Consider the following 24,859-nt stretch of genomic DNA (forward strand, 5'->3'; position numbering starts at 1 on the left):
TTGAACAGACTTACTTAAAAGCTTTCACGCAACCATTGACCAACACGCCGAAAATATCCACGTGCATTAATTGATGAATGCTTCACCGCAGCCTGTACTGTCTTTTCCTCAAAACCCACTAATTGTGGATAAATTAACAATCCAACAGCAGATGAAAATGCCGCCCCCTTCGCAAAAGAAGGAAGCCTCGAAACACCCAAAGGTCTCCCTATGCGAACATTTCTCCCCAATATAGTACACGCCATCTCTGGCAACCCTGTTAATTGGCTTGCCCCCCCTGTCAAAATAACACGCTTACCAATAATGTAGCCAAAACCAGAACGGTTTAAACAATCACGCACCATCTCCAATATTTCTTCAACGCGCGCACGAACAATACGAGCAAGAACAGCACGTGGATACTGTGTCTCACAACGCTCGCTCCCAATCTCCGCCACATCAATAATACACCTATCATCAGCACTCGCTGAAAGTACTGAACCATACACAACCTTTAAACGCTCTGCTTCCTCAATAGACATAGAAAATCCCCGAGCAACATCAAGAGTCACATGATGTCCACCAACCGCAAATATATCAGCATGAACAAATTTCTCTTCAGAAAACACTGCCACTGTTGTTGTTCCACCACCAAAATCAATACATGCTGATCCCAAACGCGCTTCGTCATTAGTCAAAACAGAAAGTCCACTTGCAAAAGGAGCGGCAACCATTGCCTCAACACTCAAATGCGCACGGTTAATGCAAGCTTCTAAATTTCGCAAAGACGCTGTCTCTGCAGTTACCACATGTACATCCACGCCCAACAATTCCCCCACCATACCAACCGGATCAGAAATTCCTCTATCCCCATCCAACACATAAGATACTGGAACTGAATGCAAAATATGACGTTCAGTATCAAAAATTTTACGAGAAACATCTGCTAATGCCATACGAACATCACGCATAGTAACTTCACAACCGTTTAAGTGTGCCATACCATTAACAAAAGAACTTTGTAATCGATTTGAAGAAAAATTTACAATTACCGAATCTACAACCAAACCAGACATTTTTTCTGCCGCATCAACAGCCAACCTTATCGATTGCTCGGCAGCAACAATATCCATTACAACACCAGACTTGATACCTCGTGAACGCTGCACTCCAAATCCTAAAATCTCCACTGAATACCTACGACCATGCAAATGCTGCGTATGCTTTAAAGGACGCAAACAAGCAATTAGACAAACAATCTTACTTGATCCAACATCCAGAACCGTTAGAAAACGTGCCTTTTTCCCTCCTACAGGGTATAATCCTAACGGTCTCATAAGCTCCCCGCCTTTCCCGCCTTCAAAATGCGTTCTTCTTCCGCTATAGAAACCTCACGACGCTTCAATGCTTCATCAGACAAAGAAACTGTGATCCGATCAGCAAGACGTAAATCAATACTCAAAACATCACGCAAAAAAATATCCTCTGCTGCACCCATCCTAATAAAAGAAGAGACCCTTTCAAGCGCATTATTTTCAGGCAACATAATTCGCATTCCGTTGTCTAACACAAGATCCCACCGTCTATCACCAATACGTACATAAGCGCGAACGTGCCGATGAAGCTTCGGATATACCGAAAGTGCCTGAATAAATTTTGCAGCATTTTGCGCACCATAACCGACAACAAGTGGCAAACCTTGAACACTCCTTCCCCGAAACGGCATAATCACCCGTCCTGCGATATCAACAATATCCATCATACCATCATGCTGCCAAATAGCATAAGGTTCACGCTCCACTAATGAAATACGTACACGATTAGGATAAATTTTTTGAACACTAGCAGACTGAACCCAAACCTGCTGCTCCAAAATAGAACGCGCTCTATCGACATCAAAAGCAAATATTGATGGAAAAGAATAAAACCCTAAAAGTTTCAAAATTTCCTGTTTTATCATACGATTATTGCCACTAATCTCAACATTAGTAATCACAAAGCCAAAATTTGATATTGCAGCATTCATACCCCCCCCCATACGACCACTTGATAAAACTCCATAAAGCACCGTAACAAGGAAAAAAAACAAAACTGCAAAAGAACCAAAATGGCGAGGTATATGAATCTTAACAAATACAAACTCAGATATAAATCTAAGGAAACGACGATAAAGACGCGGCCAAACCGGTACTGATAATACCATCGGAACATTTACTTTAATAACATTCAACGCATACACGACGCGTCCTCCACCATCCACCGAACAATATCGCTATAAGTACGACCGCCTGCCTTTGCAATATCAGGGAAAAGAGACGTTGATGTCATACCGGGCTGCGTATTAATCTCAAGCCAAACTAATTCTCCCGCTTCTTCATCAAAACGAAAATCAGAACGACTAACACCTCGACAACCTATCGCCTGATGTGCTGCTAAAGACATTCTTTGCACTTTTTGGTAAATATTTGATGAAAGTTGTGCAGGACAAATATGAAAAGAGCCACCAGGTTCATATTTTGAACTATAATTATAAAATTGAAAACGATTATCAAACAAGATTTCACAAACATCCAAAGCCTGATTTCCTAAAACAGCACAAGTAAGCTCACGACCAGGAATATATTTTTCAACAATTATCTCATCTGAGTAATCCCACTCACCATCCGCTATATCACAAGGAGGAAAAGCCTCATGCCCACCCACAATTACAACGCCAAAACTCGACCCTTCACATACAGGCTTAATGACATAAGGAGGATCCATCACATGCGCCTTCCCCAAAGAAAAGCGACTTATAACACGAGAGGGAGCAACAGAAACACCAGCATTAGCAACAATAACTTTTGCCCTCCCTTTATCCATTGCTATTGCCGAAGCCATTACCCCTGAATGAGTATAAGGAATTTTTAAATATTCGAGAACACCCTGAATACAACCATTTTCACCAAATGATCCATGCAACGCATTAAAAGCAATATCAGGCTGCAATCTTTCAAGAACAGACACAATGTGACTGTCAACATCCACACGACTTACACGATACCCCTGAGCTTCAAGATCGTTGGCACAAGCAATACCTGAAGACAAACTTACAGACCGCTCAGAGGAAGCCCCCCCCATCAACACAGCTATGTGCTTATCATTCATAGCGACCCATTCTCCATTTTATACTACTATATATAGACAGAACATAAATTACTAACACTATATAGAGAAAAAACTAAGTTTTATCCTTGCGAATCAATAACCTAGCACTTTCGCTAATGAATCAGACTCAAAGGCATGACGCAAGAGTTTTCCTGTTAATTTATTGATTCTTAATGAATTTTTTTTATTATCTCTTTGAAATGACTCAATTTTTTTAAGTCAATAAAGTTAATCAAAAAAAGGAACAACACGACCTTGCTCAAATTGACCAATACGCTGTATTTCCCATTGTAATAAATGAGCGGAGTGAGAAAAAACACGAGCACGTACCATTTCGCCCAACGTTTCAAGATCATAACCCGTTGCACAACCTATATTAATCATAAAATTACAGTGCATCTCACTCATCTGAGCACCACCAACCTGTAAACCACGGCACCCCGCTTCATCAATAGCACGCCATGCTGGTATATCCCTAGGATTTCGAAAAGTAGAACCACCTGTCTTTTCACGAATGGGCTGCACTGTTTCACGGTGAAGAGCAACTTCATCCATAGCAGCACGAATACTGTCTTTATTTCCCTTCTCCCCTTCTAACAAGGCAGAAGTAAAAACAAAATCCTCGGGCACATTACAATGCCTATAAGAATAGTGCATATCCGTTAAACCTAAAACATGACGCTGTCCTTTACGATCAAGAGCATAAACTTCAACCACACGCGCAGACGTTTCAATACCATTGGCTCCTGCATTCATTCTCAATGCCCCTCCAAGACCACCAGGAATACCATGATAAAAATGAAAACCTGCAATTTCAGCCTCTAAAGCTGCCGCAGCTAAATGCTTGACCGCTGTCGCAGCCCCAACTAAAAAACGCGTTGGAGAAACTTGCCGCACTTGTCCAAAACCCTTTGCTGAAAGACGAATAACAACGCCAGGTATGCCTCCATCACGCACCAAAAGATTAGAGCCAATCCCCACAATTGTTACTGGAATATATTTGGGAATAATTTTTAAAAATAAAGCCAAATCCTCTTCATCAGTAGGTTGATAAAAAAGCTCAGCAAATCCACCAGCGCGAAACCACGTAACCTTACGCATATCAACATTAGAGGCAATTTTCCCCTTTATACCACTTAATATCGGCTGCAACTGAACCAACAAAGCTTCACCATCAATTAACTGAAAATTTATCATCACCATCAAGTTCCGCTAACTGGTCAGGTAAAGCACAAGCCCATTGTGTAATACTACCAGCACCAAGAAAAACTACATAATCGCCAGGCTTAGCAAATGCAGATATAATCGAAACAACATCTTCAAAACAATTAATCATACGCACATCACGGTGACCTGCCATTTTAATATGTTCTACCAACTTTTTGGTATCAAAACCAGCAATTGGCTCTTCACCAGCCGCATAAACTGGTGTAACCATCACTGTATCTGCATCATTAAAACAGGAAGCGAAATCGTCAAATAAATCACGCAAGCGTGAATAACGATGCGGCTGCACAATCGCAATAACACGTCTTTTCGCACTTTCACGAGCAGCTCGTAACACAGCTCTTATTTCAACAGGATGATGCCCATAATCATCGAATATATCAACACCATGCCAACTTCCTGTTTGTGTAAAACGCCGCTTTACTCCACCAAACTCCGCCAAACCTTTTCTAATACATTCATTTGAAATGCCAAGTTCATGAGCGATAGCAATTGCTGCTGTCGCATTAGAAACATTATGCTGTCCAGACATAGGCAAAATCAAATTTTTAAACTCAGTTTCTTTACCCGTTTTCCGAGAGCGAATAAAAACATCAAAATGCGTTTTCTGACCGTCCATCAAAAGGTTTAAAAAACGGACATCAGCCTGTGGATTTGCACCATAAGTAATCACCCAACGATCATCAATACGACTTGCCAACGCCTGAACTTCTGGATGATCAAGGCACAAAACAGCAAAACCATAAAAAGGAACATTCTCTACAAATTTCCGAAAAGCATCACGCACAGCACCAAAACTACCATAGTGATCTAAATGCTCACAATCGATATTGGTAACAACAGCAATATCAGCAGGTAATTTTAAAAATGTGCCATCACTTTCATCGGCCTCAACCACCATCCAATCACCCTCTCCCATCCGAGCATTGGTCCCATAATCATTAATAATACCTCCATTAATCACCATTGGATCCAAATTACCAGCATCAAGAAGCGCAGCAACCATTGACGTAGCAGTCGTTTTACCATGTGTCCCACCCACAGCAATTGCCCGACGAAAACGCATCAATTCAGCAAGCATTTCTGCACGCTTCACAACAGGCAAATGCCTTTCCTTTGCAGTAATATATTCAGGATTATTGTTTTTTATAGCAGTAGAAATAACTACAACTTCTGCATTGCCTAAATTTTCAGCACGATGACCAATATGAACATCTATTCCTCGACCTCTTAAACGTTCAACATTTGCATTATTAACTTGATCAGATCCCTGAACTTTGTAACCAAGATTATGAAACACCTCAGCAATTCCACTCATACCAATCCCACCAATTCCAACGAAGTGAATAAGTCCAATATCGAGTGGCAACTTCATCAAAAATACCCTTTAATATCTAATAACTTTTTCCCTGCAATGAATGCTTCAGCCATATCAGCAAGGCGAATAGTTGCATTAGGTTGTCCAACTTTTTTTGCAGCAAGTGCCTGTTTTTTCAGCAAATGCGGTTCACAACAGACTTGCGTCAAAAGAGAAGCAAGATTTTGTGCATTTAAATCTTTTTCAGATATAATTTGTGCGCCATTTACTGCAGCAAGCAATTCAGCATTTGATGCCTGATCATGGTCTAAAGCATGAGGGTATGGAATAAGCAAAGATGGACGACCAATAACAGCTATTTCACAAACAGATGAAGCGCCAGCACGCGACATAATAAAATGGGATCGCGCCATACGTTCAGCCATATCATCAAAAAAAAGAGAAACCTCTGCTTTCACACCCATATCACAATAAGCTTTTGCCAACTTTTTAGCGTTATCCCGAACTTGTTGAACAATCCGCAAACGTTTACGTATATCATCGTCTAACAAAACAATCGCTTCAGGTACAACTTGTGCAAAAAAAGAAGCCCCTTGACTACCACCAAAAACCAAGAAATAAAATGGCTGTTTGTCAATAGATGGAGAATAAGGAACCTTTGCTGCTTCAAGAACAGCTTCACGAACAGGATTACCAATCAAAAATGTTTTATGAGCATAAGCACTATTTGGCGGCAACAAACCACCAGCTATCGCATGTACAAAAATTGCCAATATTCGATTTGCGCGTCCCATAACAGCGTTTTGCTCATGGATAAATGTTACGTGCCTTGTTAAGGCTGCAATAAAAAGAGGAGGGAAAGCGGGATAGCCACCAAAACCACCAACAAGAACAGGACGCAATTTATAAAAAAGCACAAATGATTGCCCCATTCCCTTCAGCAAATACCAAAATGTTTTTATCAATAAAAAAGGATTCCGCCGTGAAAAAGTTGCTGATGAAACGACATGAATATGCTCTTCATTAAAGTGATGCACAAAACGCTTCGCTCTACCATCAGTCACTAAATGAACATCATACCCACGCCGTTCTAATTCAACAGCCAATGCTTCTGCTGGAAAAAGATGTCCCCCTGTACCACCCGCAGCCAAAACAATAACCTTCTTACGTGTCATAAGCGACACCCGAAACAGCAGAAGAAGAAAAGGCTGAAAGACGCGCTTCTGGCCAGCGACGTGTCAAACTAAGCAAAATACCCATTGAAATAGCAATTGCCAACATAGACGAGCCACCATAAGAAATAAATGGCAACGTCATACCTTTTGGAGGCATTAAATGAAGATTAACTGCCATATTAATCCATGATTGAAGACCTATCATCATTGCCATGCCAGTAATACCAAGACGCGTAAATGAATCGCGCGTATTTAATGCTATATGAAAGGAACGGATAACGATAAAACAAAAAAGCATCATAATCAATAAACAGAAAATGATACCATATTCTTCAGCAGCAACAGAAAAGATAAAATCCGTATGGCTATCTGGAATAATGCGCTTTACCGTCCCTTCACCAGGCCCTTGTCCAAACCAGCCACCATGTAAAATAGCTTCCCGACCGACATCTACTTGAAAAGTATCACCTTCACCCATCAAAAACCCATTAATACGTTCACGCACGTGATGAAGAAAAATATATGCTAAAATAATGCCCACAATGATTAAAATCAAAAGTAATAAAACAATAGTGATGGATACACCTGAAACAAAAAACACACCACTCCATGCCGCACTAACCAAAAGTGTTTGTCCAATATCAGGCTGTAAAATAAGGAGTACACAACAAAAAGCACAAAGTGCAGTAGCCAATGTATAACCAGGAATGATGCTGCGCCGTACATGTTCTGAAAAAAGCCAAGCAGACATAATGATAAAAGCTGGCTTCATAAACTCTGACGCTTGCACAGAAATACCAAACAATGGAATCCATCTCCTAGCCCCCTTCAACTCTAATCCAAAGAGTAAAGTTGCAACCATAAGAACAAGCGTTATAATCAACAAAAAAGCACATAAACGACGAATATTGCGAGGTGAAAAAAAAGAAACAATAATCATAGTAAAAAATGCAGGAATACTGAAAATAATATGCCAACGAACAAAATGAAAATTATCGGGAAGCCCGATTTTTTTTGCAATTATGGGACTTGCCGCAAAAGACAGCATAATTCCAATTCCCATCAGGATCAAACAAGAAGCAAATATGGAACGATCAATTGTCCACCACCAATTAGCAATAGGATCTCGATCTGCGCGAGTAACCATCATATTTACTTTACCTTTCTCATCATCTTACTTGAAGAGATATTGTCCCATCATCTTTAGAAGACATTTCCGAAACCAAATTACACGAAAAAAGATTCTGGAATATTAACAAAAAATCATTTTTTTATAATTTGTTCTTCTTTTAACTGTGCAACAAAAGAAACGAAATTTTCTCCACGAATTTCATAATTTTTAAATTGGTCATAACTTGCACAAGCTGGTGAAAAAAGAACAACAGCCTCTTTAGAACTAGAACAAACCGCATCAACAGCCGCTTCATAAACTGCATTTTCCAAAGTTAAACTCATCGAAAAAGGAAATGAAGATCCAATAACACTTGCAAATTCTTCTGCCGCAGTCCCAATCAAATAAGCTTTTCGAATTTTATGAAAAAATCTTTTAAGAGTATCAATCCCACCTTTTTTTGCTTGCCCTCCAACAATCCAAAAAATATCATCAAATGCAGAAAGTGCAAAAGACGATGCATCCGCATTAGTAGCCTTACTATCATTAACAAACAAAACCGATCCAATTTTACGCACCTGCTGCATACGATGTGCTAGCCCTTTATAACTCCTCAAGTACTGCTCTATATTCAGATCATTAATTTTTAAAGCTTGCAATGCTGCTAACGCCATAAGAGAATTTTGCGCGTTATGATGACCACGCAATGCTGTCATCCCAATGAGATCTGCTAATATACGACGACGCCCATGGTTAACAAAAAAAAGCTTTGTTTCATCTGCATAAAAACCGTCTTTGATAAAATGTTCCGTTGAAATTGCCTCAACCTTATGACCCTTATGAAGCAACTGTTTATACAACATCCTACAAACTGCATCATCAACTGAAATTAAAGCATGAGAAGCTCCAGAAACTAAACGCTTTTTTGCTTGTATATAACTGGAAAAATAACCATGTCGATCAATATGATCAGGTGTTACATTCAATAAAAGACCAACTGTCGGTCGAAGAGATGGTGTAAGATCAATCTGAAATGATGAACATTCGATAACATAGATACGTTTTTTAATAAATGGTTTCAGCGTCAATATTGCAGTTCCAATATTTCCACCCATCTGCACATCATAGCCCATTTCCTCCAAAAGATGAGATAACAAGGCTGTCGTTGTTGACTTTCCATTCGTCCCAGTAACAGCAACAAACGGAACATCCTGATCACAAAAACCGTGATGCTGTAAATAATGATTACGCGCACGAACAAATAACTCAATGTCACCAATGATTTCTATATCTGCTCGACGTGCTCTATCAACAATCCAATGAGGCTTTGGATAAGTTAAAGGGACACCAGGAGCTAAAATCAACGCAACAAATTCTGACCAGTTTTCATTTCGAAGATTGCACGTTGGGATATTTTTTTTACAAGCTGCCTGCACGCATGAAAAATCATCATCCCATGCAACCACTTCTGCACCACCCTGAATCAATGCTTGTGCTGAAGATAATCCAGACTTACTCAACCCAAACAGAGCAACTTTTTTTCCTTTATAACACTCAACAGGAATCAAAATATCACCGCAACTTAAGTGTTGAGAGACCAATCAAGGCAAGAACAATTGAAATGATCCAAAAGCGTATCACAACCTGACTTTCAGTCCAGCCTTTTTTTTCAAAATGATGGTGAATTGGTGCCATAAGAAACACACGCCTTTTTGTTAACTTAAAGTAGCCAACTTGAATAACAACAGAAAATCCTTCAAGAGCAAAAAGTCCACCAATGAAAGCAAAAACGATTTCATGCTTAGTTGCTACAGCAATAACGCCCAACAGCCCCCCAAGCGCCAATGAGCCAGTATCTCCCATAAAAATAGCTGCTGGAGGTGCATTAAACCATAAAAAACCGAGACCAGCACCAACAACAGCTCCCAATAAAACAGCCAATTCACCCGTCCCAGATACATAATGAATTTGCAAATAATCAGCAAAATTCATATTACCAGAAAGATAAGCAATCAAAGCAAGAGACAAAGCCGCGACCATAACAGGAACGATAGCAAGTCCATCAAGACCATCAGTCAGATTAACAGCATTACCAGTTCCAACAATAACGAAAGCAGAAAAAGGAAAGAAAAACCATCCTAAATCAATAAAATAATCTTTCACAAAAGGAACAGCTAACCCAGCAGAGCTAACCTGTAAGATAATAAAAACAGCAATTATTGCGATAAAAAATTCTAAACTTAACCTCGCTTTACCAGAAAACCCCTTATCCGTTTGCTTCGTAACCTTCAGATAATCATCATAAAAACCAATTGCCCCAAAAGAAAGCATGACAAACAACGATACCCAAAAATAAATATTTAATAAATTACACCACAAAAGAGCCGATACCACGATACCAATTAAAATCATTAATCCACCCATAGTAGGCGTTCCAGCTTTTTTAAAATGTGTTTGAGGACCATCAGCCCGTATTGGCTGTCCTTTCCCTTGACGCACTTTGAGAGAAGAAATGATACTAGGACCAAACAAAAATACAATTAACCCTGAAGTAAGCAGGGCAGCCACAGTACGGAAAGTAATATAACGAAAGACATTGACACCTGGAAGAAAATCGCTAAGCGAAGAAAAGAACAACATCATAATATAAGACCTATTAAAATTATCAAGAAACCACTTTATAACGATCCAAAATCGCAGCAACAATATTTGATGAATAAGCACTACGAGATGATTTAACCATCATTAAATCCCCGTGTAAGATTTCTGAAAAAATAAGCGGCAAAATCTTTTCAACATTCTCAGCGTAATGAACTTTGACATAAGCAGACAAATCCTTGGCTAAAAATCTCATTGCCTCACCAAACAAAAAAACCAAATTAGCACCAGATCCACATATTGGCCTTACTAAATCACGATGAAGCTTCTCACTGTACACCCCCAATTCAAGCATATCACCTAAAACAGCAACCCGACGCCCCTTCTCTCCTACTGAGCCAAGAGAAAGAAGTTTCAAAGCAGCCTGCATAGAAGCAGGGTTGGCATTGTAACTTTCATCGATCAAATGAAACCAACCACCATTTGGTAGAGACAGCCGATAACAAATACCGCGACCTTTTCTAAGAGAAAAACCACTTAAAGCAAACGCAATACGTTCAAAATCAATACCAATTTCCCCACAAACTGCAAAAACACCTAGACTATTTTGTACCGTATGTCGACCAGGAGCACCAACTTTAACTACTATATCACGACCAGAAATATGAACAATCATGCGGGAAGCATCTGGCAAAAGACAAACTTCCCTCACTCGATAATTAGCACGCTCACATTCGCCAAAACTTACAATCTTTTTGACACTATATTCCTCTGCTTTTTGAACCAAATGAGAAAAAAAGTCATCATCTGCATTTAAAATAGCAATTCCTTTCTCATCTAGCCCCTCAAAAATTTCAGCTTTTGCATTTGCAATTTCTAAAAGATTTTTGAAAAATCCTATATGTCCAGCAGCAACACAAGTGATCAGAGCCACATTCGGACGAACCAATTTCACTAGAGATGAAATCTCATTCTTGTGATTCATACCAATTTCAAATATACCATAATCGCTATCTTCAGGCATCCGCGCTAAAGTAAGCGGAACTCCCCAACAATTATTCAAAGAATTAAGATTAGCATGAACCTTCCCAACAGATTCAAGTGCTTGTTTAAGAATGTCCTTTGTTGTTGTTTTTCCGACAGAACCAGTTATAGCTATTACCTTAGCTCTTGAGCGCTTACGTGCTGCTTGTGCCAGCTTCTCCAATGCCTGTAAAACATCAGAAACAACAATAAATGGAAGAGATAATTTTTTCATTTTAGGTAAATTATCTTGTGCAATCACAATAGCTCCAGCACCTCTTTCATAAGCCTGTACAGCAAAATCATGACCATCAAAATGATCGCCTTTAATACAAAAAAAAACATCTCCTTTTACAAGTGTACGGCTATCAATAGAAATGCCAGAAAAAAACTCCGGCAGACGCCCAATAGCAAAACCATTCATTGCAATCAAAAGCATCCGTTTATCCCATAATACAGTCATTAATACCGCTCCTTTAAAGCAGAAAGAACATGTAAACGATCTGAAAAGGGATATGTTTCATGCCCTATAATTTGACCATTTTCATGCCCTTTTCCAGCTATAATCAATGTATCTCCAGCTTTAAGAAGACTAACTGCATAAGAAATAGCTTCACCCCGATCAGCTATTTCTATTGCCCCAGGCGCTGCCTGTAAAACATCTTTTCGAATACTTTCTGGTATTTCAGTACGAGGATTATCATCAGTTACAATGACAACATCAGCACCATTGGCAGCAATCTTTCCCATTAAAGGCCTTTTTCCTTTATCACGATCACCACCACAGCCAAAAACAAGAATTAAACGTTTCTGTGTAAAAGGACGAACAGAAAACAATACCTGTTCCAAAGCCTCTGGTTTATGCGCATAATCTACATAAATAGGAGAATTATCTTCTGTTTTACCAACCAACTCTAACCGACCAGGAGCTCCCTTCAAAATTTCAAGTGAACGAAAAACTTTATCAGGAGAAACACCTGTTTCCATCGCCAAACCTGCTGCTACGAGTGCATTTGTTACCTGAAAATATCCAGCTAAAGGTAAATTAAATGTATAAATATTATTACCCATTCGACACTCAACACACTGCTTTGAACGTTGATGTTCAACACGAGTAATTGTAATAAATTCCCCTTTTCTTCCAATTGTTAATACGCGACGGCGCGCTTGTGTAACACAATCAATAACCCTTTGCGAATATACATCATCTGAAAAAATCAAAGCAGGTGCATCTTGTGGTAAAAGCGTATTAAATAACTTCATTTTAGCCTGTAAATAATCTTCTACATCTACGTGATAATCCATATGATCACGCCCTAAATTAGTAAAAGCCGCTGCTGCTAAACGAACTCCATCAAGACGACTCTGATCAATTCCATGGGAAGATGCCTCAAGAGCAACATGCGTTACCCCATCCCCTGTCATCTCACATAAAAAACGATGTAGAGCAACTGGATCTGGAGTCGTGAGCGATCCATAATCATTTCGCTTAGGAGAAACAATACCAACTGTTCCTATACTGGCTGCACAAAATTTAGCATATTTCCAAATTTGCTGAAGAAAAGATGCAACAGACGTCTTCCCACTTGTACCTGTCACTGCCACCACAATTTCGGGCTGAGAACTGTAAAAACGTGCAGCCGCTATAGCCAGACTATGACGAACATCAAAAACACGCAAAACTGGAACAGATAAACTCTCGTAAACAAAACTATAATCTGTAACAATTACCCGAGCACCACGCTTTATAGCATCATTGACATACTCTCTACCATCTCCCTTTTTCCCCTGAACAGCTACAAAAACATAACCAGGCAATATTTGCCGAGAATCTGCACTTATACCCGTAATTTCAATAAAACCGAGACTATCTTCTTTGATATATTCCGTGAATAATGCTCCAAGTAACATGATCAAATACCTAACATTACATTTATGTTAATTTTTTACTATTGCTTTAAATAATTCCTTTTTGCCATGCCTATCCAAAATTGACTCGTACTCTTTTTTAAAATCTGATTTTATTCCTAAAAAACTTGCTGAACGATAAATAATATTAGCAAGCATCGGTGCAGCATTCATTGCTGCTGTTGCAGATTTTTTTCCATCTTCAGGATGTGGTTCATCAATAATTGTTAAAACAACATAGGAAGGATCATCAATAGGAAAAGCAGCAAGAAAACTATTGAAGTTTTTTGTCTTAGAATACTTTCCATTTTCAACTTTTTCAGCTGTACCAGTCTTACCACCAATGCGATAACCATCCACTTTTGCGTTACGTCCAGAACCGATATCACTATTTAACTTATAAAGATAACGCATATCTTGACTTGTTTTAGCATGTAAAACCTGCTCTGCATGTTTCAAAGCCTGTGATTTTGTGCGTTTTAAAAATGTGGGCGCAATCAACAAACCACCATTCATTAAAGCGGCAGCACCTACTGCCGTTTGCAAAGGAGTTGTCGCCATACCATGCCCGAAAGAAATTGTCATAGAGTGAATGTCTTGCCAATGTCGCGGCGCAACAGGATGAGCAACTTCTGGTAATTCTATCGTCATCCGATCAAGCAAACCAAGACGCTTCAAAAAGTCGCGGTGCCCATCAATTCCTATTGCCAGTGCTTCTTTGGCAGAACCAATGTTAGAAGAATAAATAAAAACCTCCCACAATGTTAAAGGGCGATTTTTTCCATGAAAATCACGAATAAAATAATTTTTACTCACTTGAATGGGTCGTGAAGCATCAATAATACTGTTTAAATGAAAGATATCTGAATCAAGTGCCATCGCAGTTGTAAAACTTTTAATAATAGATCCCATTTCAAAAATTCCAGCAGTCATACGATTTAAGCGATCACTTTTTAAAGCATCAACAGGATTTCCAGGATCAAAATCAGGTACAGATGCCATAGCTAAAACTTCACCAGTATGTATATTTAAAATAACTGCTCCTGCAGCAATCGCTTTATAACGCTTCATAGCCATTATAAGTTCATCACGCACTATCGTTTGAATCCGCACATCAATGGAAAGTTGAACCGGCTTTAATATAGCCTCAGTTGCAAGACCAACAGAACGCAAAACACTCAAACCAGTATCATCAATATATTTTTCTATGCCTGCTATACCCTGATTATCAACATTAACCATACCAAGAATATGTGAAGCTACAGATCCACCTAGATAAAAACGACGTATTTCAGTGCGAAAACCAATGCCTGGAATACCAAGCGCCATAATTTTTGTTTTCTGAGTTGGCGTTAACCCACGCTGAATCCAAGAGAATCCAGATTTTCTTTTTAATCTCTTGTATGTCTCCTGCCAATTAAGATTAGGCAAAACTGTTGAAAGTAGCTCTATTGTCTCATCAACATCAACAATGCGTCTTGGTTCAGCAAAAAGCGAATAAGTCGTAATATCTGTGGCCAACAAACGACCATTACGATCAATAATATCAGGACGCGCAGCCAACGAAGGTACCATCGGCCCCTTCGCTTCTTCAATTTGACCACCCTCAAGCCCATAAGAAACAAGAACCACTCCTATGACACCATAAAGCATGAAAAAAAAGAGTAAAGAAAAAAGCAGTCGTGCATAACCAGAATGGTGAGAATAAACAGATTTTTTTTTAGAATTTAATGAACTATTTAAGTGCTTTCCCTTCAAAGAAAATAGTTTCATTATCGCATACCCTTTTGAATAATATCACTCATATTTGAAATACGGTTATTGGCCAAAAAACCTTTACTCTCCTCTTCAAAAATATGTTGTTTTATCACTTCTTCAATTGGATCATATACACGCGCAGGAATATCTTCCAATCCGACAATTTGACGAGGCTGAATCGCCTCCAAACTGAGCTCTTTTTGATAACGTTTTGCAAGCCTTTGTATACGTGAAGGTTCTATCATCACGGCCCACTCAGCACGAAGCAAATTAACCATATTTTTTTCTGCAAAAATTTCGTGTTCAAGACGACGAACTTCGCCAACTCGTTTTTGAACATCATACTTCACCTTATAGGTAAGTCCTGCCATACAAATCATGATCATAACTAAAATCATATCCAATGTACGAAAAACTGTCATTTCTTTTTGTCTCCAAAATGGGCAATCTCTGCTAAACCAAACAGCTTCATATCTTCATCAGAACTATCTACTTCCGTACGTATACCAACACGCAACCTTGCAGAACGTGCACGAGGATTTTGTCGTAATTCGTCTTCGTTTGCTGTTATCCCGCCTTTAAACAAAGGAAAAAACGTTGCTGGAACTGTTTTAATCTCTGGAAGATAACGTGATCCCCTATGCCGTCCTGAACGATTTAAAAAAAATTTTTTAACCATACGATCCTCGAGAGAATGAAAACTTACAACACCTAAACGGCCTCCTGTTTTCAAAACACGTTCAGCTGCAAACAAACCGCGTGCAAGTTCGTTCATCTCATCATTAACGTACATCCGAAGAGCTTGAAACACGCGCGTTGCAGGATGAATTCGCTCTCTCGGATTGCTGCCAACAAGCGCTTCAATAGAATGAGCAAGATCACCCGTACGCAAAAAAGGACGAATACAACGGCGTTTTTCAATCATCCGTGCAATTCGTCCAGCATACCGCTCTTCTCCAAAGACCTTAAATATCCGAATTAAATCATCCACTTTTAAACAATTAACAACATCTCCAGCTGTAAAACCAGTTTGAGACATGCGCATATCCAACGGACCATCTTTTTTAAAAGAAAAACCTCTTTCAGCTTCATCAAGCTGCATTGAAGATACACCAATATCTAAAATAACTGCATCCACCTTTGTTTTAACAGCACGATCCAACTGTGAAAATGGAAGCTGTACTAAACGCAGGCGGGGAAAAAATTCATCAACAAGCTGTTGTCCATCACGAATTGCATTTGGATCACGATCAAGAGCGATAACATCAGCCCCCTCATTTAACAAAGCACGCGTATAACCACCAGCACCAAAAGTACCATCAATTACTTTCGCTCCAACTAATGGTGCAAGCTTAGCCAAAACTGGCCGTAACAACACCGGAATATGGCGCTCAACTCTATTCCCCTGTCCTGTCACAATAACCCGCCTTGATTTATATTTTTTCAAATCAATAACCATTAATGATAACTGATATCGTCACAACTTAAGACTAAATTCTCATATTGAATACTATGAAAAAAAATAAGCCGAAGTTAACCCAATGCACATATTGGCGCATTATACTTAAGGAAATGTTATGATTTAAAAAACACTTTCTATTTAGGCATGCAATCACACTATTTAAGCACGCAACAAAAAACACAAGCATCCACAAAAACTTACATGCAGAAAAGCTGCACATGTCACATTTTACATAGGCATCAGTCGGCCTGTAAGCCGGGTTCTGTATTGTAAAGCTTGCACCTTACATGGCAGCCATTCATCTAGGACGGATGTTACCATCCGCCTCGTGCAACCTACCCGAATGACTCGCCTGGAAACTGGCTGCAAGTCAAAACCTGCACGTCATTTCTATTTGGTCTTGCTCCCAGTGGGGTTTACCCTGCCACATTCATTACTGAATGCGCGGTGGGCTCTTACCCCACCCTTTCACCCTTACCTACAAAGCAGGCGGTTTACTTTCTGTGGCACTTTCCCTAGGGTCGCCCCCGCCGGGTATTACCCGGCACTGTTTTTCCATGGAGCCCGGACTTTCCTCACTTGTTTCCTTTGAGTACTAAACAAGCGCGGCTGCCCAGCCGACTGACCGATTGTTTATAAAATATTTTTCGTCAAGTGAAAATAGCCCCTTTGAGATATTTTATATATTAAACTACAAAACAAAACACCCTATCGTTTTAATGAAGCAAGATAAGTTTTAACTTTTGAGCAATATTTTGCTGAAATAGAGTTCATTTTTTTTGCAGCATGACCCGCGTTATATTTTAGGATCGTACCACATGTATTACCACCACTTAATTTGTACGCCTGTGCCAAATAACGCATACCATATTCAAGATTTGTCGCGGGATCATAAAGATCTTTCACAGAACCATTAAATCCAAGACCGCGTGCAGTGGAAGGTTTAATTTGCATTAACCCTATTTCACCAGCAGCCCCTTTGATACGAGCTTTATAACTACTCTCAACACTGACAACAGCATGCGCTAGATTAACAGGAACATTGTATTTAACTGCGAATTTTTGAATAAGAGACTCATAAGGACGAACAGGAGTCCCGTAAGTAACAATTACTGAACTTTCATTTGACCCAACAACATTTAACACCGCATGAGCAAAACTTCCATTAAATATAAAAAATACAGCAAATACTACAATAAAACTGATTTTTGAAAACCGCATTCTCTCTCTCTTTATTAAAAAAAATTCGGATAAAAACCGTAACAACTTCGCTGGCGCATTGTACGTAAAAAAATAGCTAAAGAACGGCCTGAAAATGAAAATATTAAGACAATTTCAAGATAACTTTTCGTGCAGTATAAAGACTAAGTGATATACCAATTTTATGTTTTATGCATCACAAAATGAAAAATTATAATCAATATTTAAACATACTCAACCAAAAACCAAACATACAAAAATATCAAATGCTAAATAGTTTTTAATGCCTTATCATAATTGATTTAACTCAGAATGCTATCATCAATAAATGCCACGCATACAAAAAAACCCGACTGAGGAAATCCCCAATCGGGCCAGACAATCTAAGGGATCCACGCGGGGGGGGGGGAGGAGGTTCCCTGACTGCCTTCCTGCACCAATCACCAAAGGCAATATGGTACAATACTTTCCCTATGAAATAAAATATTCTAAACAACAAGAAATTCTTATCATCTTTAGTAGAAAAAAATATAAAAAAGCTATAAACTGCCAAAAAATGAAAAAAATTAGGCAAAAAAATATTCAAAATGATCCAATTTGACGCAGACTTGTTTTAAAATATTCACAAAACATTCTCTACTCATGTCAACTTTTATTATAAATTTGTTAGGAAAACCTATCGCTATGAAAATGTCAAAACGACGTAAATCTGAAAATGCCTTTTAATTTATCAAAATCGTAGTAAAAAATGGATCATTGCATAAACTTACTCCAAATCATCTGGCTATAGTCATTCAAAATGATTGCTGATATGTTCGAAACAACCAACTGTTACAACACGACGACGATATAAAAGCAAATATCCCTTTCATTGCCATTGCTTTAACCAAACAAGTGAAGCGATAAAACAGCCAATTCCTGCAATATACTATCTAATTTAATGCACTCAACACTAAAATGAAATAAGGAAATTACCTTCCTTTTCCCGTAACGTAAGTAAAATGTTTTCAGTATGATTATACAAATTCTACCTTTTTTATCGTTTATATAATCTACAAGTAAATGTTGATCTACGCAAACCAAAGATCAACCGCACCCCTTCCACTGTTTTCATTTTATAAATTAGCGGAAAACAGCTTTTTAAAAATAACACCAATATTTTAAGCCATTGTTTTATTTTTGAATCTGAAATTTACAAAGCACATGATGATAAAAACGCAAATACCCTGATTCAGAGAAAACAGAGTATACAACCAAAAATGCTCATTTGTATGTAAAACATCCGCACTACATGTAATTTAAAAGTAATAATTTCCCACATACATCATCAACATTTTCTAATAAATCTCAAATAAAACAAGCAACACTAACGTGTCAATGGCTTATAATTAACACGCTTAAAATTAAGGGCATCTGAGCCAAAACGGCGAACCTTATCAACCTCATATTCCGCAAAATTGCCCTCAAACCACTCTACGTGACCGTTCCCCTCAAAAGCCAAAATATGAGTAGCTAATCGATCAAGAAACATACGATCATGCGATATAATAACTGCACATCCCGCAAAATTTTCTAACGCATCTTCCAACGCGCCTAATGTTTCTGTATCAAGATCATTAGTCGGTTCGTCGAGCAGAAGAACATTACCTCCCTCTTTCAAAAGTTTAGCTAAATGAACACGATTTCGCTGCCCACCCGATAAATTTGCTACTTTTTGCTGTTGATCTGCACCTTTAAAATTAAAGGCACTACAATAAGCGCGACTGTTCATCTCATATTGACCAAGCTTAATAATATCATTTCCGCCAGAAATTTCCTCCCACACTGTTTTATCACCGGCTAACGAATCACGACTCTGGTCGACATAACTCATCCGAACAGTTTCCCCTATGAGAACTTGACCAGAATCTTGCTGTTCACTCCCTGTTAATATTTTAAACAAGGTAGATTTCCCCATACCGTTAGCACCAATCACTCCAACAATACCACCAGCTGGAAGTTTAAAAGAAAGAGAATCTATCAACACACGCTCACCATACGCTTTTGACAAATTCTCAACTTCAATGACAACTTGTCCTAACCGCTCACCAATAGGAATAATGATTTGTGCTTCTCCTGGACGGCGTTCATGTGCAATCTGAACCAACTCATCATAAGCTTTAACTCGAGCCTTTGACTTTGCTTGTCGTCCTTTCGGGCTAGAAGCAATCCATTCCCTCTCACGCGACAATATACGCTGAAGAGCAGCATTTTCACGCCCTTCTTGAGCTATACGCTTCGCTTTAGCTTTTAAATAAGTAGAATAATTTCCCTCATAAGGAATACCTTTACCACGATCTAATTCTAAAATCCAACCCGTCACATTATCAAGAAAATAACGATCATGTGTAACTAAAAGAACAGCACCAGAATATTCGCGCAAATGCCTCTCAAGCCAAGATGTAGTTTCAGCATCCAAATGATTCGTTGGCTCATCCAACAATAATAAATCAGGTTTCGATAAAAGAAGTTTACAAAGTGCAACTCGCCTTTTCTCTCCTCCTGAAAGTTTTGTTACACTCTCATTTGCTGGTGGACAACCGAGAGCATCCATAGCCATTTTTACTTGTTCTTCTAAATCCCAAAGATTCTGACTATCAATAACATCTTGAAGCTGTGCACTTTCATCAGCTGTTTCTTCGCTATAATTCATCATCAACCCATTATAACGCTCTAAAATCGCCAGCTTATCTGCAACACCTTCCATTACATTGCCGCGTACATCCTTACTTGAATCAAGAATTGGCTCTTGCGGCAAATAACCGCAACGCGCCCCATCAGAAAGCCATGCCTCTCCTGTATACTCCTTATCTAACCCAGCCATAATACGTAAAATCGTTGATTTACCCGCACCATTTGGTCCTAAAATACCGATTTTTGCATCTGGATAAAAAGACAGATGAATATTTTCAAGAATTTTCTTATTGCCATGAACCTTATTGACTCCAGCCATATGATAGATAAATTTATGTCCCATAAACTTCTCTTTACACAAATTAAACATGCAACTTGCATTATTGAATGCATTAAAATAAAATTTAAAAAAACTTCGCTTTTCTCAAATTTTGCAGTAAGAAATACTTACATTTTAGTTAAAAACCTTTCACCTTACACTGATGTACATTTCCAATCTCAAAATCTTTACTAAAATTTAAATGCGAAAAATGACCCTTTCAAAGAGTAAAAAAATTCCCTTAATCATTCCTGAAACGTGTTATCAGCCATCATTTCTTTTTTCTATCCCCAATGTAAAATTATATTCTTATCGTATTAATCCAACCTTCCGATGCGATCCGATAACACAAAAAAAAACAATTCTCTATACCCCATCTCTTTTTGTGTTGTGGGCTTTACATTATGCCGTAGAAAATCCACATCTATTTTCATCACTTTTGTGTTATGGGAAACAATGGGATTCCTCTTTCGCCTTGATATACCTCAAATTACGCTTACAAAATGAACGCCATCTTTTGGGATCAGATGTACCAAGTCCTACGGTCATGAAAACCCTGCTCAAACACGTAGAGATTAGTAACTACAGCGCACTTCCTATAGGCAAATGGCTAAAATTAGTAAAAAATTATAAAACTAATTATAAAAAATTATCCATCCCTCTCTTTTGGCTCGATGATTATAAAAATAACACTGACTTTCACCAAATCATTTCAAAACTTTAAAATGGAACATAATCTTTAAAATCTAGCACCAAAAGAAAGCTGTTCATAGGAATATATTCATGGAAAAAGAAGCTTTACTTGTCATTGATGTTCAAAATGATTTTTTACCGGGTGGAGCACTTGCAGTACCACACGGAAACACCATTTTACCTGCTGTCAATAACCTTATAGACAAGTTTTATCACATCATTCTAACCCAAGATTGGCACCCAAGAAACCATTGTAGTTTTGCTTCTTCTTACCTTGGAAAAATGCCCTACGACACAGTAAATCTTGACTATGGCCCCCAAATACTGTGGCCTGATCATTGCATACAAGGAACACAAGGAGCAGAATTTCATAAATCTCTTAAAATTGAAAAAGCGCAACTTATTCTTCGAAAAGGATACAATCAAAAAATTGACAGCTATTCTGCCTTTTTTGAAAATGATCAAAAAACACCAACTGGTCTAGAAGTTTATCTTAAAGAAAATGGTTTTACAAAACTATTTGTATGCGGCTTGGCAACTGATTTTTGTGTCGGATTTTCTGCACTTCATGCAATACAATGTGGCTTTAAAGTAAGCATTTCATTAAACGCCTGTGCTGGAATTGATCTAAACGGATCACTTAAGACAATGCTTACAACCATGAATGAAATTGGCATAGAACTCCTTATGGGCTCGTAAAAGGATCCATCTTTTCATCTCATCTGCCCAAACAAAGAAAAATTTTAACCCATCTAAGCCAAACACGTTCATTTATCAACACGTTCATTTAAATGATGGTACTTAAAGCGAAAAGAAGAATAAAAAGCCATTCCGATAATACAAATACCAACCAGCCCTGTTAACACTTCAGGAACTGACATAATAATTTGCAGATACATGATCACTGCAAGTATCAAAATTGCATAAAAAGCACCGTGTTCTAAATAGCGATAATGCAATAACGTTCCTGACTCAACCAGCATGATCGTTATAGAACGAACATACAATGCGCCTATACCAAGTCCAATTGCAATAATAAAAAGGTTGTGTGAAAAAGCAAAAGCACCAACAACCCCGTCAAAAGAAAAACTAGCATCTAGAACTTCTAGATAGAGAAATGAACCTGCTCCTCCCTTAGCAACTCCAATTAAAACATTTTTTGAAGAATCCAAGAAAGATCCTATTATATCAATAATTATGAACGTCAAAAGCCCATAAAGCGCAGCAAACAAAAAAGTCATTCTATCTTCTACCGCAATCAATTCTAAAAAAAGCAAAATAAAAATTAGAATAATTACGGTATCAACGCCAGCAAAAGCTCCAAGCTTTTGAGCATTTTTTTCTATAAAAGCTAGCCAATGCACCTCTTTTCTTGGATCAAAAAAATATTTAAGACCAACCATCATGAGGAAAGTTCCTCCAAAAGCAGAAATACCTGTGTGAGCATCCGTTAAGATTGCAGCATATTGGTACGGTTCCCATATCGCTAATTTTATTGCTGAAATTGGGTTGCTCCCAATAGCAATAGCAACCACTAACAATGGAAAAACAATACGCATCCCAAATACTGCAATTAAAATTCCCCACACCAAAAAACGACGGCGCCACAGCTTATCCATCCTCTCAAGGATACGCGCATTGATAATAGAATTATCAAAAGACAAAGAAATTTCTAAAATTCCTAAAACACAACAAATGAAAAAATACTTAAGAAAACCGACAACAGTCCCTGTCTCAAACCAACCAATAATCCCACCCGCAAAGACACCGATAAATGTGAAAAAAAATGCCCACCCAAAGTAACTTAATAAGGGCATGATCTGTCCTTTAAATTTATTTTTTCAATTCATTTTATTTGTGCAAACCGAAAAATTATATCTATTCATACACAAATAAAACGCGCACAAAAAAATATATGAAATTTTTCAAAGAAAAAACAAGAAAATAATTGTTTAAGTATATCTTTCAGTTAAAATGAAGCTTGATTATTAGATAATATGCAATTTAATAAATTGAAAACTATTTTTTATACACTAAAATTAAAAAATAAATAAAAATAAAAGTTATGAATATTGACATTGCATAATGAGATATTAATACATAGTGAACCTTTATTGGCCAAAGCTTATACCATGATGATTTAATGAGGGAGATAATTCGTGGCACGTCCTGAAACTGAAGCAAAAACTATATTTGGAAAACGCTTACGTTACATACGCCTCGCTTTAGGAGATCCATCGCGCGAAGCACTTGCTAAAAGTTTTAGTATGACAAAAAACTCTATCGCTTTTTATGAGCGTGGAGAAAGAGAACCAAATCTTAGTGTATTACAAACATACCGCACATTATATGGGGTCAATATTAATTGGCTCTTAACTGGACAAGGCAAAATGTTTGATACAGAATACGCTAAGGGGGATTTTGATTGGAACTATTTTATCAAAAAAATTGAAGGGCTGGAAGAAATTCTCGCCAATAGTAACCATGGCGAAAAACCAAACAAAAAAATAGTTGAGGGTTCTTATGAAAAATTACAGCAATATCTGCTAATGCAAGGCTCATCCAATGGCCCGAGTCAAAAAACTGCAACCTCGCTAATTGACATGAAGTCAAAGATGACTAATTCTTATACACTCAGCCTGTTTATCGACCTACTTATTCGCAGCATATCACAAAAAGAGGTTATTGCTAACCAATAAATTCCTGTACTGCGAATAAATAACAAAACAAAGCCAAAAACCTTACCAGCATTCAAAGGGAAATATTCTGATTTTCTGCGTGCTGATAAGGTTATGGTTTTTGGAAAAGTTGCTTCTATAGATCTCTTAATAAAATTACAGTAAAATATACTGAATACATCTATATAATAAAAGTAAAATCTTTTTACTATAAATAAAGATACAATATAATCCTATATCTTATTGACAATTGATGTTTTTTATTACAAAATGTAACTTTCATAGAAATTCATTGTGAGATCAAAAAAAATAAGAAAAATATGTTGACTGCGTATTGTAGAGACATACTTAATTCCCATAGATCGGATGGGTTAATACTTATCTTGTAATCAGTGACTATTTATGAGGTAGGGAGCATGTATTTTGAAGTGTTTCAAGGAGTTCACAATCAATGGTACTGGCGTTTAATATCAGGCGATGAACAAAAAATTGCCTTTTCTAGTAAAGGTTATCCGACAAAACAAGATATCTTAGTAAATATTGAAATGATAAAAAAGATTACGTATACAGCCGTTATTAAAGAATTATAA

21 protein-coding genes and 1 other RNA gene are annotated in these 24,859 nt (G+C 37.9%); 4 read left to right on the top strand and 18 right to left on the bottom strand.

The genetic code is table 11. The features are described from left to right. Positions 1-14: 14 nt before the first annotated feature. The 17 genes from ftsA to ettA form a co-directional block, all read right to left on the bottom strand. Positions 15-1,316: a cell division protein FtsA gene (gene ftsA / locus V4P54_RS03555; RefSeq protein WP_455476685.1), complete on the bottom strand. Its 1,302-nt coding sequence runs from the start codon at positions 1,314-1,316 to the stop codon at positions 15-17. Continuing rightward, entirely contained in the window at positions 1,313-2,218 is a 906-nt protein-coding gene (locus V4P54_RS03560) for a cell division protein FtsQ/DivIB (protein WP_455476686.1), read from the bottom strand. Before V4P54_RS03560 ends, ftsA begins: the two co-directional genes overlap by 4 nt. Further along, a complete protein-coding gene (locus V4P54_RS03565; protein WP_455476687.1) occupies positions 2,206-3,126 on the bottom strand; it encodes a D-alanine--D-alanine ligase in 921 nt (306 codons plus the stop codon). Before V4P54_RS03565 ends, V4P54_RS03560 begins: the two co-directional genes overlap by 13 nt. 228 nt (positions 3,127-3,354) lie before the next feature. Further along, positions 3,355-4,323, bottom strand: coding sequence for a UDP-N-acetylmuramate dehydrogenase (gene murB / locus V4P54_RS03570; RefSeq protein WP_455476688.1), 969 nt, complete (start codon positions 4,321-4,323; stop codon positions 3,355-3,357). Beyond that, complete coding sequence (gene murC, locus V4P54_RS03575) at positions 4,301-5,728, bottom strand: UDP-N-acetylmuramate--L-alanine ligase (RefSeq protein ID WP_455476689.1); 1,428 nt, start codon at positions 5,726-5,728, stop codon at positions 4,301-4,303. The genes murB and murC overlap by 23 nt, the downstream gene beginning before the upstream one ends. After that, positions 5,728-6,846, bottom strand: a complete 1,119-nt coding sequence (locus V4P54_RS03580; RefSeq protein WP_455476690.1) for a UDP-N-acetylglucosamine--N-acetylmuramyl-(pentapeptide) pyrophosphoryl-undecaprenol N-acetylglucosamine transferase — start codon at positions 6,844-6,846, stop codon at positions 5,728-5,730. The genes murC and V4P54_RS03580 overlap by 1 nt, the downstream gene beginning before the upstream one ends. Then, on the bottom strand, positions 6,836-7,993 hold the full coding sequence (locus tag V4P54_RS03585) for an FtsW/RodA/SpoVE family cell cycle protein (protein ID WP_455477679.1): 1,158 nt from the start codon (positions 7,991-7,993) through the stop codon (positions 6,836-6,838). Before V4P54_RS03585 ends, V4P54_RS03580 begins: the two co-directional genes overlap by 11 nt. A 116-nt stretch (positions 7,994-8,109) precedes the next feature. Next, a complete protein-coding gene (gene murD / locus V4P54_RS03590) occupies positions 8,110-9,525 on the bottom strand; it encodes a UDP-N-acetylmuramoyl-L-alanine--D-glutamate ligase (RefSeq protein WP_455476691.1) in 1,416 nt (471 codons plus the stop codon). Between the two features lie 4 nt (positions 9,526-9,529). Continuing rightward, positions 9,530-10,600 carry a phospho-N-acetylmuramoyl-pentapeptide-transferase gene (gene mraY, locus V4P54_RS03595; protein ID WP_455476692.1) on the bottom strand — a complete coding sequence of 357 codons (1,071 nt, stop codon included), beginning with the start codon at positions 10,598-10,600 and terminating at the stop codon, positions 9,530-9,532. Between the two features lie 22 nt (positions 10,601-10,622). Then, positions 10,623-12,041 carry a UDP-N-acetylmuramoyl-tripeptide--D-alanyl-D-alanine ligase gene (locus V4P54_RS03600; protein ID WP_455476693.1) on the bottom strand — a complete coding sequence of 473 codons (1,419 nt, stop codon included), beginning with the start codon at positions 12,039-12,041 and terminating at the stop codon, positions 10,623-10,625. Further along, complete coding sequence (locus tag V4P54_RS03605) at positions 12,041-13,489, bottom strand: UDP-N-acetylmuramoyl-L-alanyl-D-glutamate--2,6-diaminopimelate ligase (RefSeq protein ID WP_455476694.1); 1,449 nt, start codon at positions 13,487-13,489, stop codon at positions 12,041-12,043. The genes V4P54_RS03600 and V4P54_RS03605 overlap by 1 nt, the downstream gene beginning before the upstream one ends. Positions 13,490-13,516: 27 nt before the next feature. Then, complete coding sequence (locus V4P54_RS03610) at positions 13,517-15,259, bottom strand: peptidoglycan D,D-transpeptidase FtsI family protein (protein ID WP_455476695.1); 1,743 nt, start codon at positions 15,257-15,259, stop codon at positions 13,517-13,519. Then, positions 15,259-15,666: a cell division protein FtsL gene (gene ftsL / locus V4P54_RS03615; protein WP_455476696.1), complete on the bottom strand. Its 408-nt coding sequence runs from the start codon at positions 15,664-15,666 to the stop codon at positions 15,259-15,261. The genes V4P54_RS03610 and ftsL overlap by 1 nt, the downstream gene beginning before the upstream one ends. After that, positions 15,663-16,703: a 16S rRNA (cytosine(1402)-N(4))-methyltransferase RsmH gene (rsmH, locus tag V4P54_RS03620; RefSeq protein ID WP_455476697.1), complete on the bottom strand. Its 1,041-nt coding sequence runs from the start codon at positions 16,701-16,703 to the stop codon at positions 15,663-15,665. The genes ftsL and rsmH overlap by 4 nt, the downstream gene beginning before the upstream one ends. A gap of 238 nt (positions 16,704-16,941) precedes the next feature. Further along, an RNA gene (rnpB, locus tag V4P54_RS03625) (RNase P RNA component class A) lies at positions 16,942-17,331 on the bottom strand. 83 nt (positions 17,332-17,414) lie between these two features. Continuing rightward, entirely contained in the window at positions 17,415-17,927 is a 513-nt protein-coding gene (locus tag V4P54_RS03630; RefSeq protein WP_455476698.1) for a lytic transglycosylase domain-containing protein, read from the bottom strand. A 1,345-nt stretch (positions 17,928-19,272) separates the two neighbouring features. Continuing rightward, positions 19,273-20,922, bottom strand: a complete 1,650-nt coding sequence (ettA, locus tag V4P54_RS03635; protein WP_455476699.1) for an energy-dependent translational throttle protein EttA — start codon at positions 20,920-20,922, stop codon at positions 19,273-19,275. Positions 20,923-21,100: 178 nt separating this feature from the next. On the opposite strand from ettA, the gene V4P54_RS03640 reads away from it, so the two are divergent. Continuing rightward, on the top strand, positions 21,101-21,622 hold the full coding sequence (locus V4P54_RS03640; RefSeq protein WP_455476700.1) for a hypothetical protein: 522 nt from the start codon (positions 21,101-21,103) through the stop codon (positions 21,620-21,622). Positions 21,623-21,681: 59 nt separating this feature from the next. Beyond that, positions 21,682-22,290, top strand: coding sequence for a bifunctional nicotinamidase/pyrazinamidase (gene pncA, locus V4P54_RS03645; RefSeq protein WP_455476701.1), 609 nt, complete (start codon positions 21,682-21,684; stop codon positions 22,288-22,290). 68 nt (positions 22,291-22,358) lie between these two features. On the opposite strand, the gene V4P54_RS03650 is transcribed toward pncA, so the two are convergent. Further along, complete coding sequence (locus V4P54_RS03650; RefSeq protein ID WP_455476702.1) at positions 22,359-23,408, bottom strand: DUF475 domain-containing protein; 1,050 nt, start codon at positions 23,406-23,408, stop codon at positions 22,359-22,361. 342 nt (positions 23,409-23,750) lie between these two features. On the opposite strand from V4P54_RS03650, the gene V4P54_RS03655 reads away from it, so the two are divergent. Both V4P54_RS03655 and V4P54_RS03660 read left to right on the top strand, forming a co-directional pair. Beyond that, the gene (locus tag V4P54_RS03655) at positions 23,751-24,290 is read left to right on the top strand and encodes a helix-turn-helix domain-containing protein (RefSeq protein ID WP_455476703.1); all 540 of its coding nucleotides are present in this window, start codon (positions 23,751-23,753) and stop codon (positions 24,288-24,290) included. A gap of 395 nt (positions 24,291-24,685) precedes the next feature. Next, a complete protein-coding gene (locus V4P54_RS03660; protein WP_455476704.1) occupies positions 24,686-24,859 on the top strand; it encodes a YegP family protein in 174 nt (57 codons plus the stop codon).

Source organism: Bartonella sp. B41 (genome assembly GCF_053795765.1).

Coding starts and splice junctions, on each gene's coding strand:
- V4P54_RS03605 (WP_455476694.1), bottom strand. CDS start 13,489: ATGTTACTTGGAGCATTATTCACGGAATATATCAAAGAAGATAGTCTC.
- mraY (WP_455476692.1), bottom strand. CDS start 10,600: ATGATGTTGTTCTTTTCTTCGCTTAGCGATTTTCTTCCAGGTGTCAAT.
- murC (WP_455476689.1), bottom strand. CDS start 5,728: ATGAAGTTGCCACTCGATATTGGACTTATTCACTTCGTTGGAATTGGT.
- V4P54_RS03630 (WP_455476698.1), bottom strand. CDS start 17,927: ATGCGGTTTTCAAAAATCAGTTTTATTGTAGTATTTGCTGTATTTTTT.
- V4P54_RS03565 (WP_455476687.1), bottom strand. CDS start 3,126: ATGAATGATAAGCACATAGCTGTGTTGATGGGGGGGGCTTCCTCTGAG.
- murB (WP_455476688.1), bottom strand. CDS start 4,323: ATGATAAATTTTCAGTTAATTGATGGTGAAGCTTTGTTGGTTCAGTTG.
- pncA (WP_455476701.1), top strand. CDS start 21,682: ATGGAAAAAGAAGCTTTACTTGTCATTGATGTTCAAAATGATTTTTTA.
- rsmH (WP_455476697.1), bottom strand. CDS start 16,703: ATGGTTATTGATTTGAAAAAATATAAATCAAGGCGGGTTATTGTGACA.
- V4P54_RS03650 (WP_455476702.1), bottom strand. CDS start 23,408: ATGCCCTTATTAAGTTACTTTGGGTGGGCATTTTTTTTCACATTTATC.
- V4P54_RS03660 (WP_455476704.1), top strand. CDS start 24,686: ATGTATTTTGAAGTGTTTCAAGGAGTTCACAATCAATGGTACTGGCGT.
- ettA (WP_455476699.1), bottom strand. CDS start 20,922: ATGGGACATAAATTTATCTATCATATGGCTGGAGTCAATAAGGTTCAT.
- ftsA (WP_455476685.1), bottom strand. CDS start 1,316: ATGAGACCGTTAGGATTATACCCTGTAGGAGGGAAAAAGGCACGTTTT.
- V4P54_RS03640 (WP_455476700.1), top strand. CDS start 21,101: ATGCGAAAAATGACCCTTTCAAAGAGTAAAAAAATTCCCTTAATCATT.
- V4P54_RS03580 (WP_455476690.1), bottom strand. CDS start 6,846: ATGACACGTAAGAAGGTTATTGTTTTGGCTGCGGGTGGTACAGGGGGA.
- V4P54_RS03585 (WP_455477679.1), bottom strand. CDS start 7,993: ATGGTTACTCGCGCAGATCGAGATCCTATTGCTAATTGGTGGTGGACA.
- ftsL (WP_455476696.1), bottom strand. CDS start 15,666: ATGACAGTTTTTCGTACATTGGATATGATTTTAGTTATGATCATGATT.
- V4P54_RS03600 (WP_455476693.1), bottom strand. CDS start 12,041: ATGACTGTATTATGGGATAAACGGATGCTTTTGATTGCAATGAATGGT.
- V4P54_RS03610 (WP_455476695.1), bottom strand. CDS start 15,259: ATGAAACTATTTTCTTTGAAGGGAAAGCACTTAAATAGTTCATTAAAT.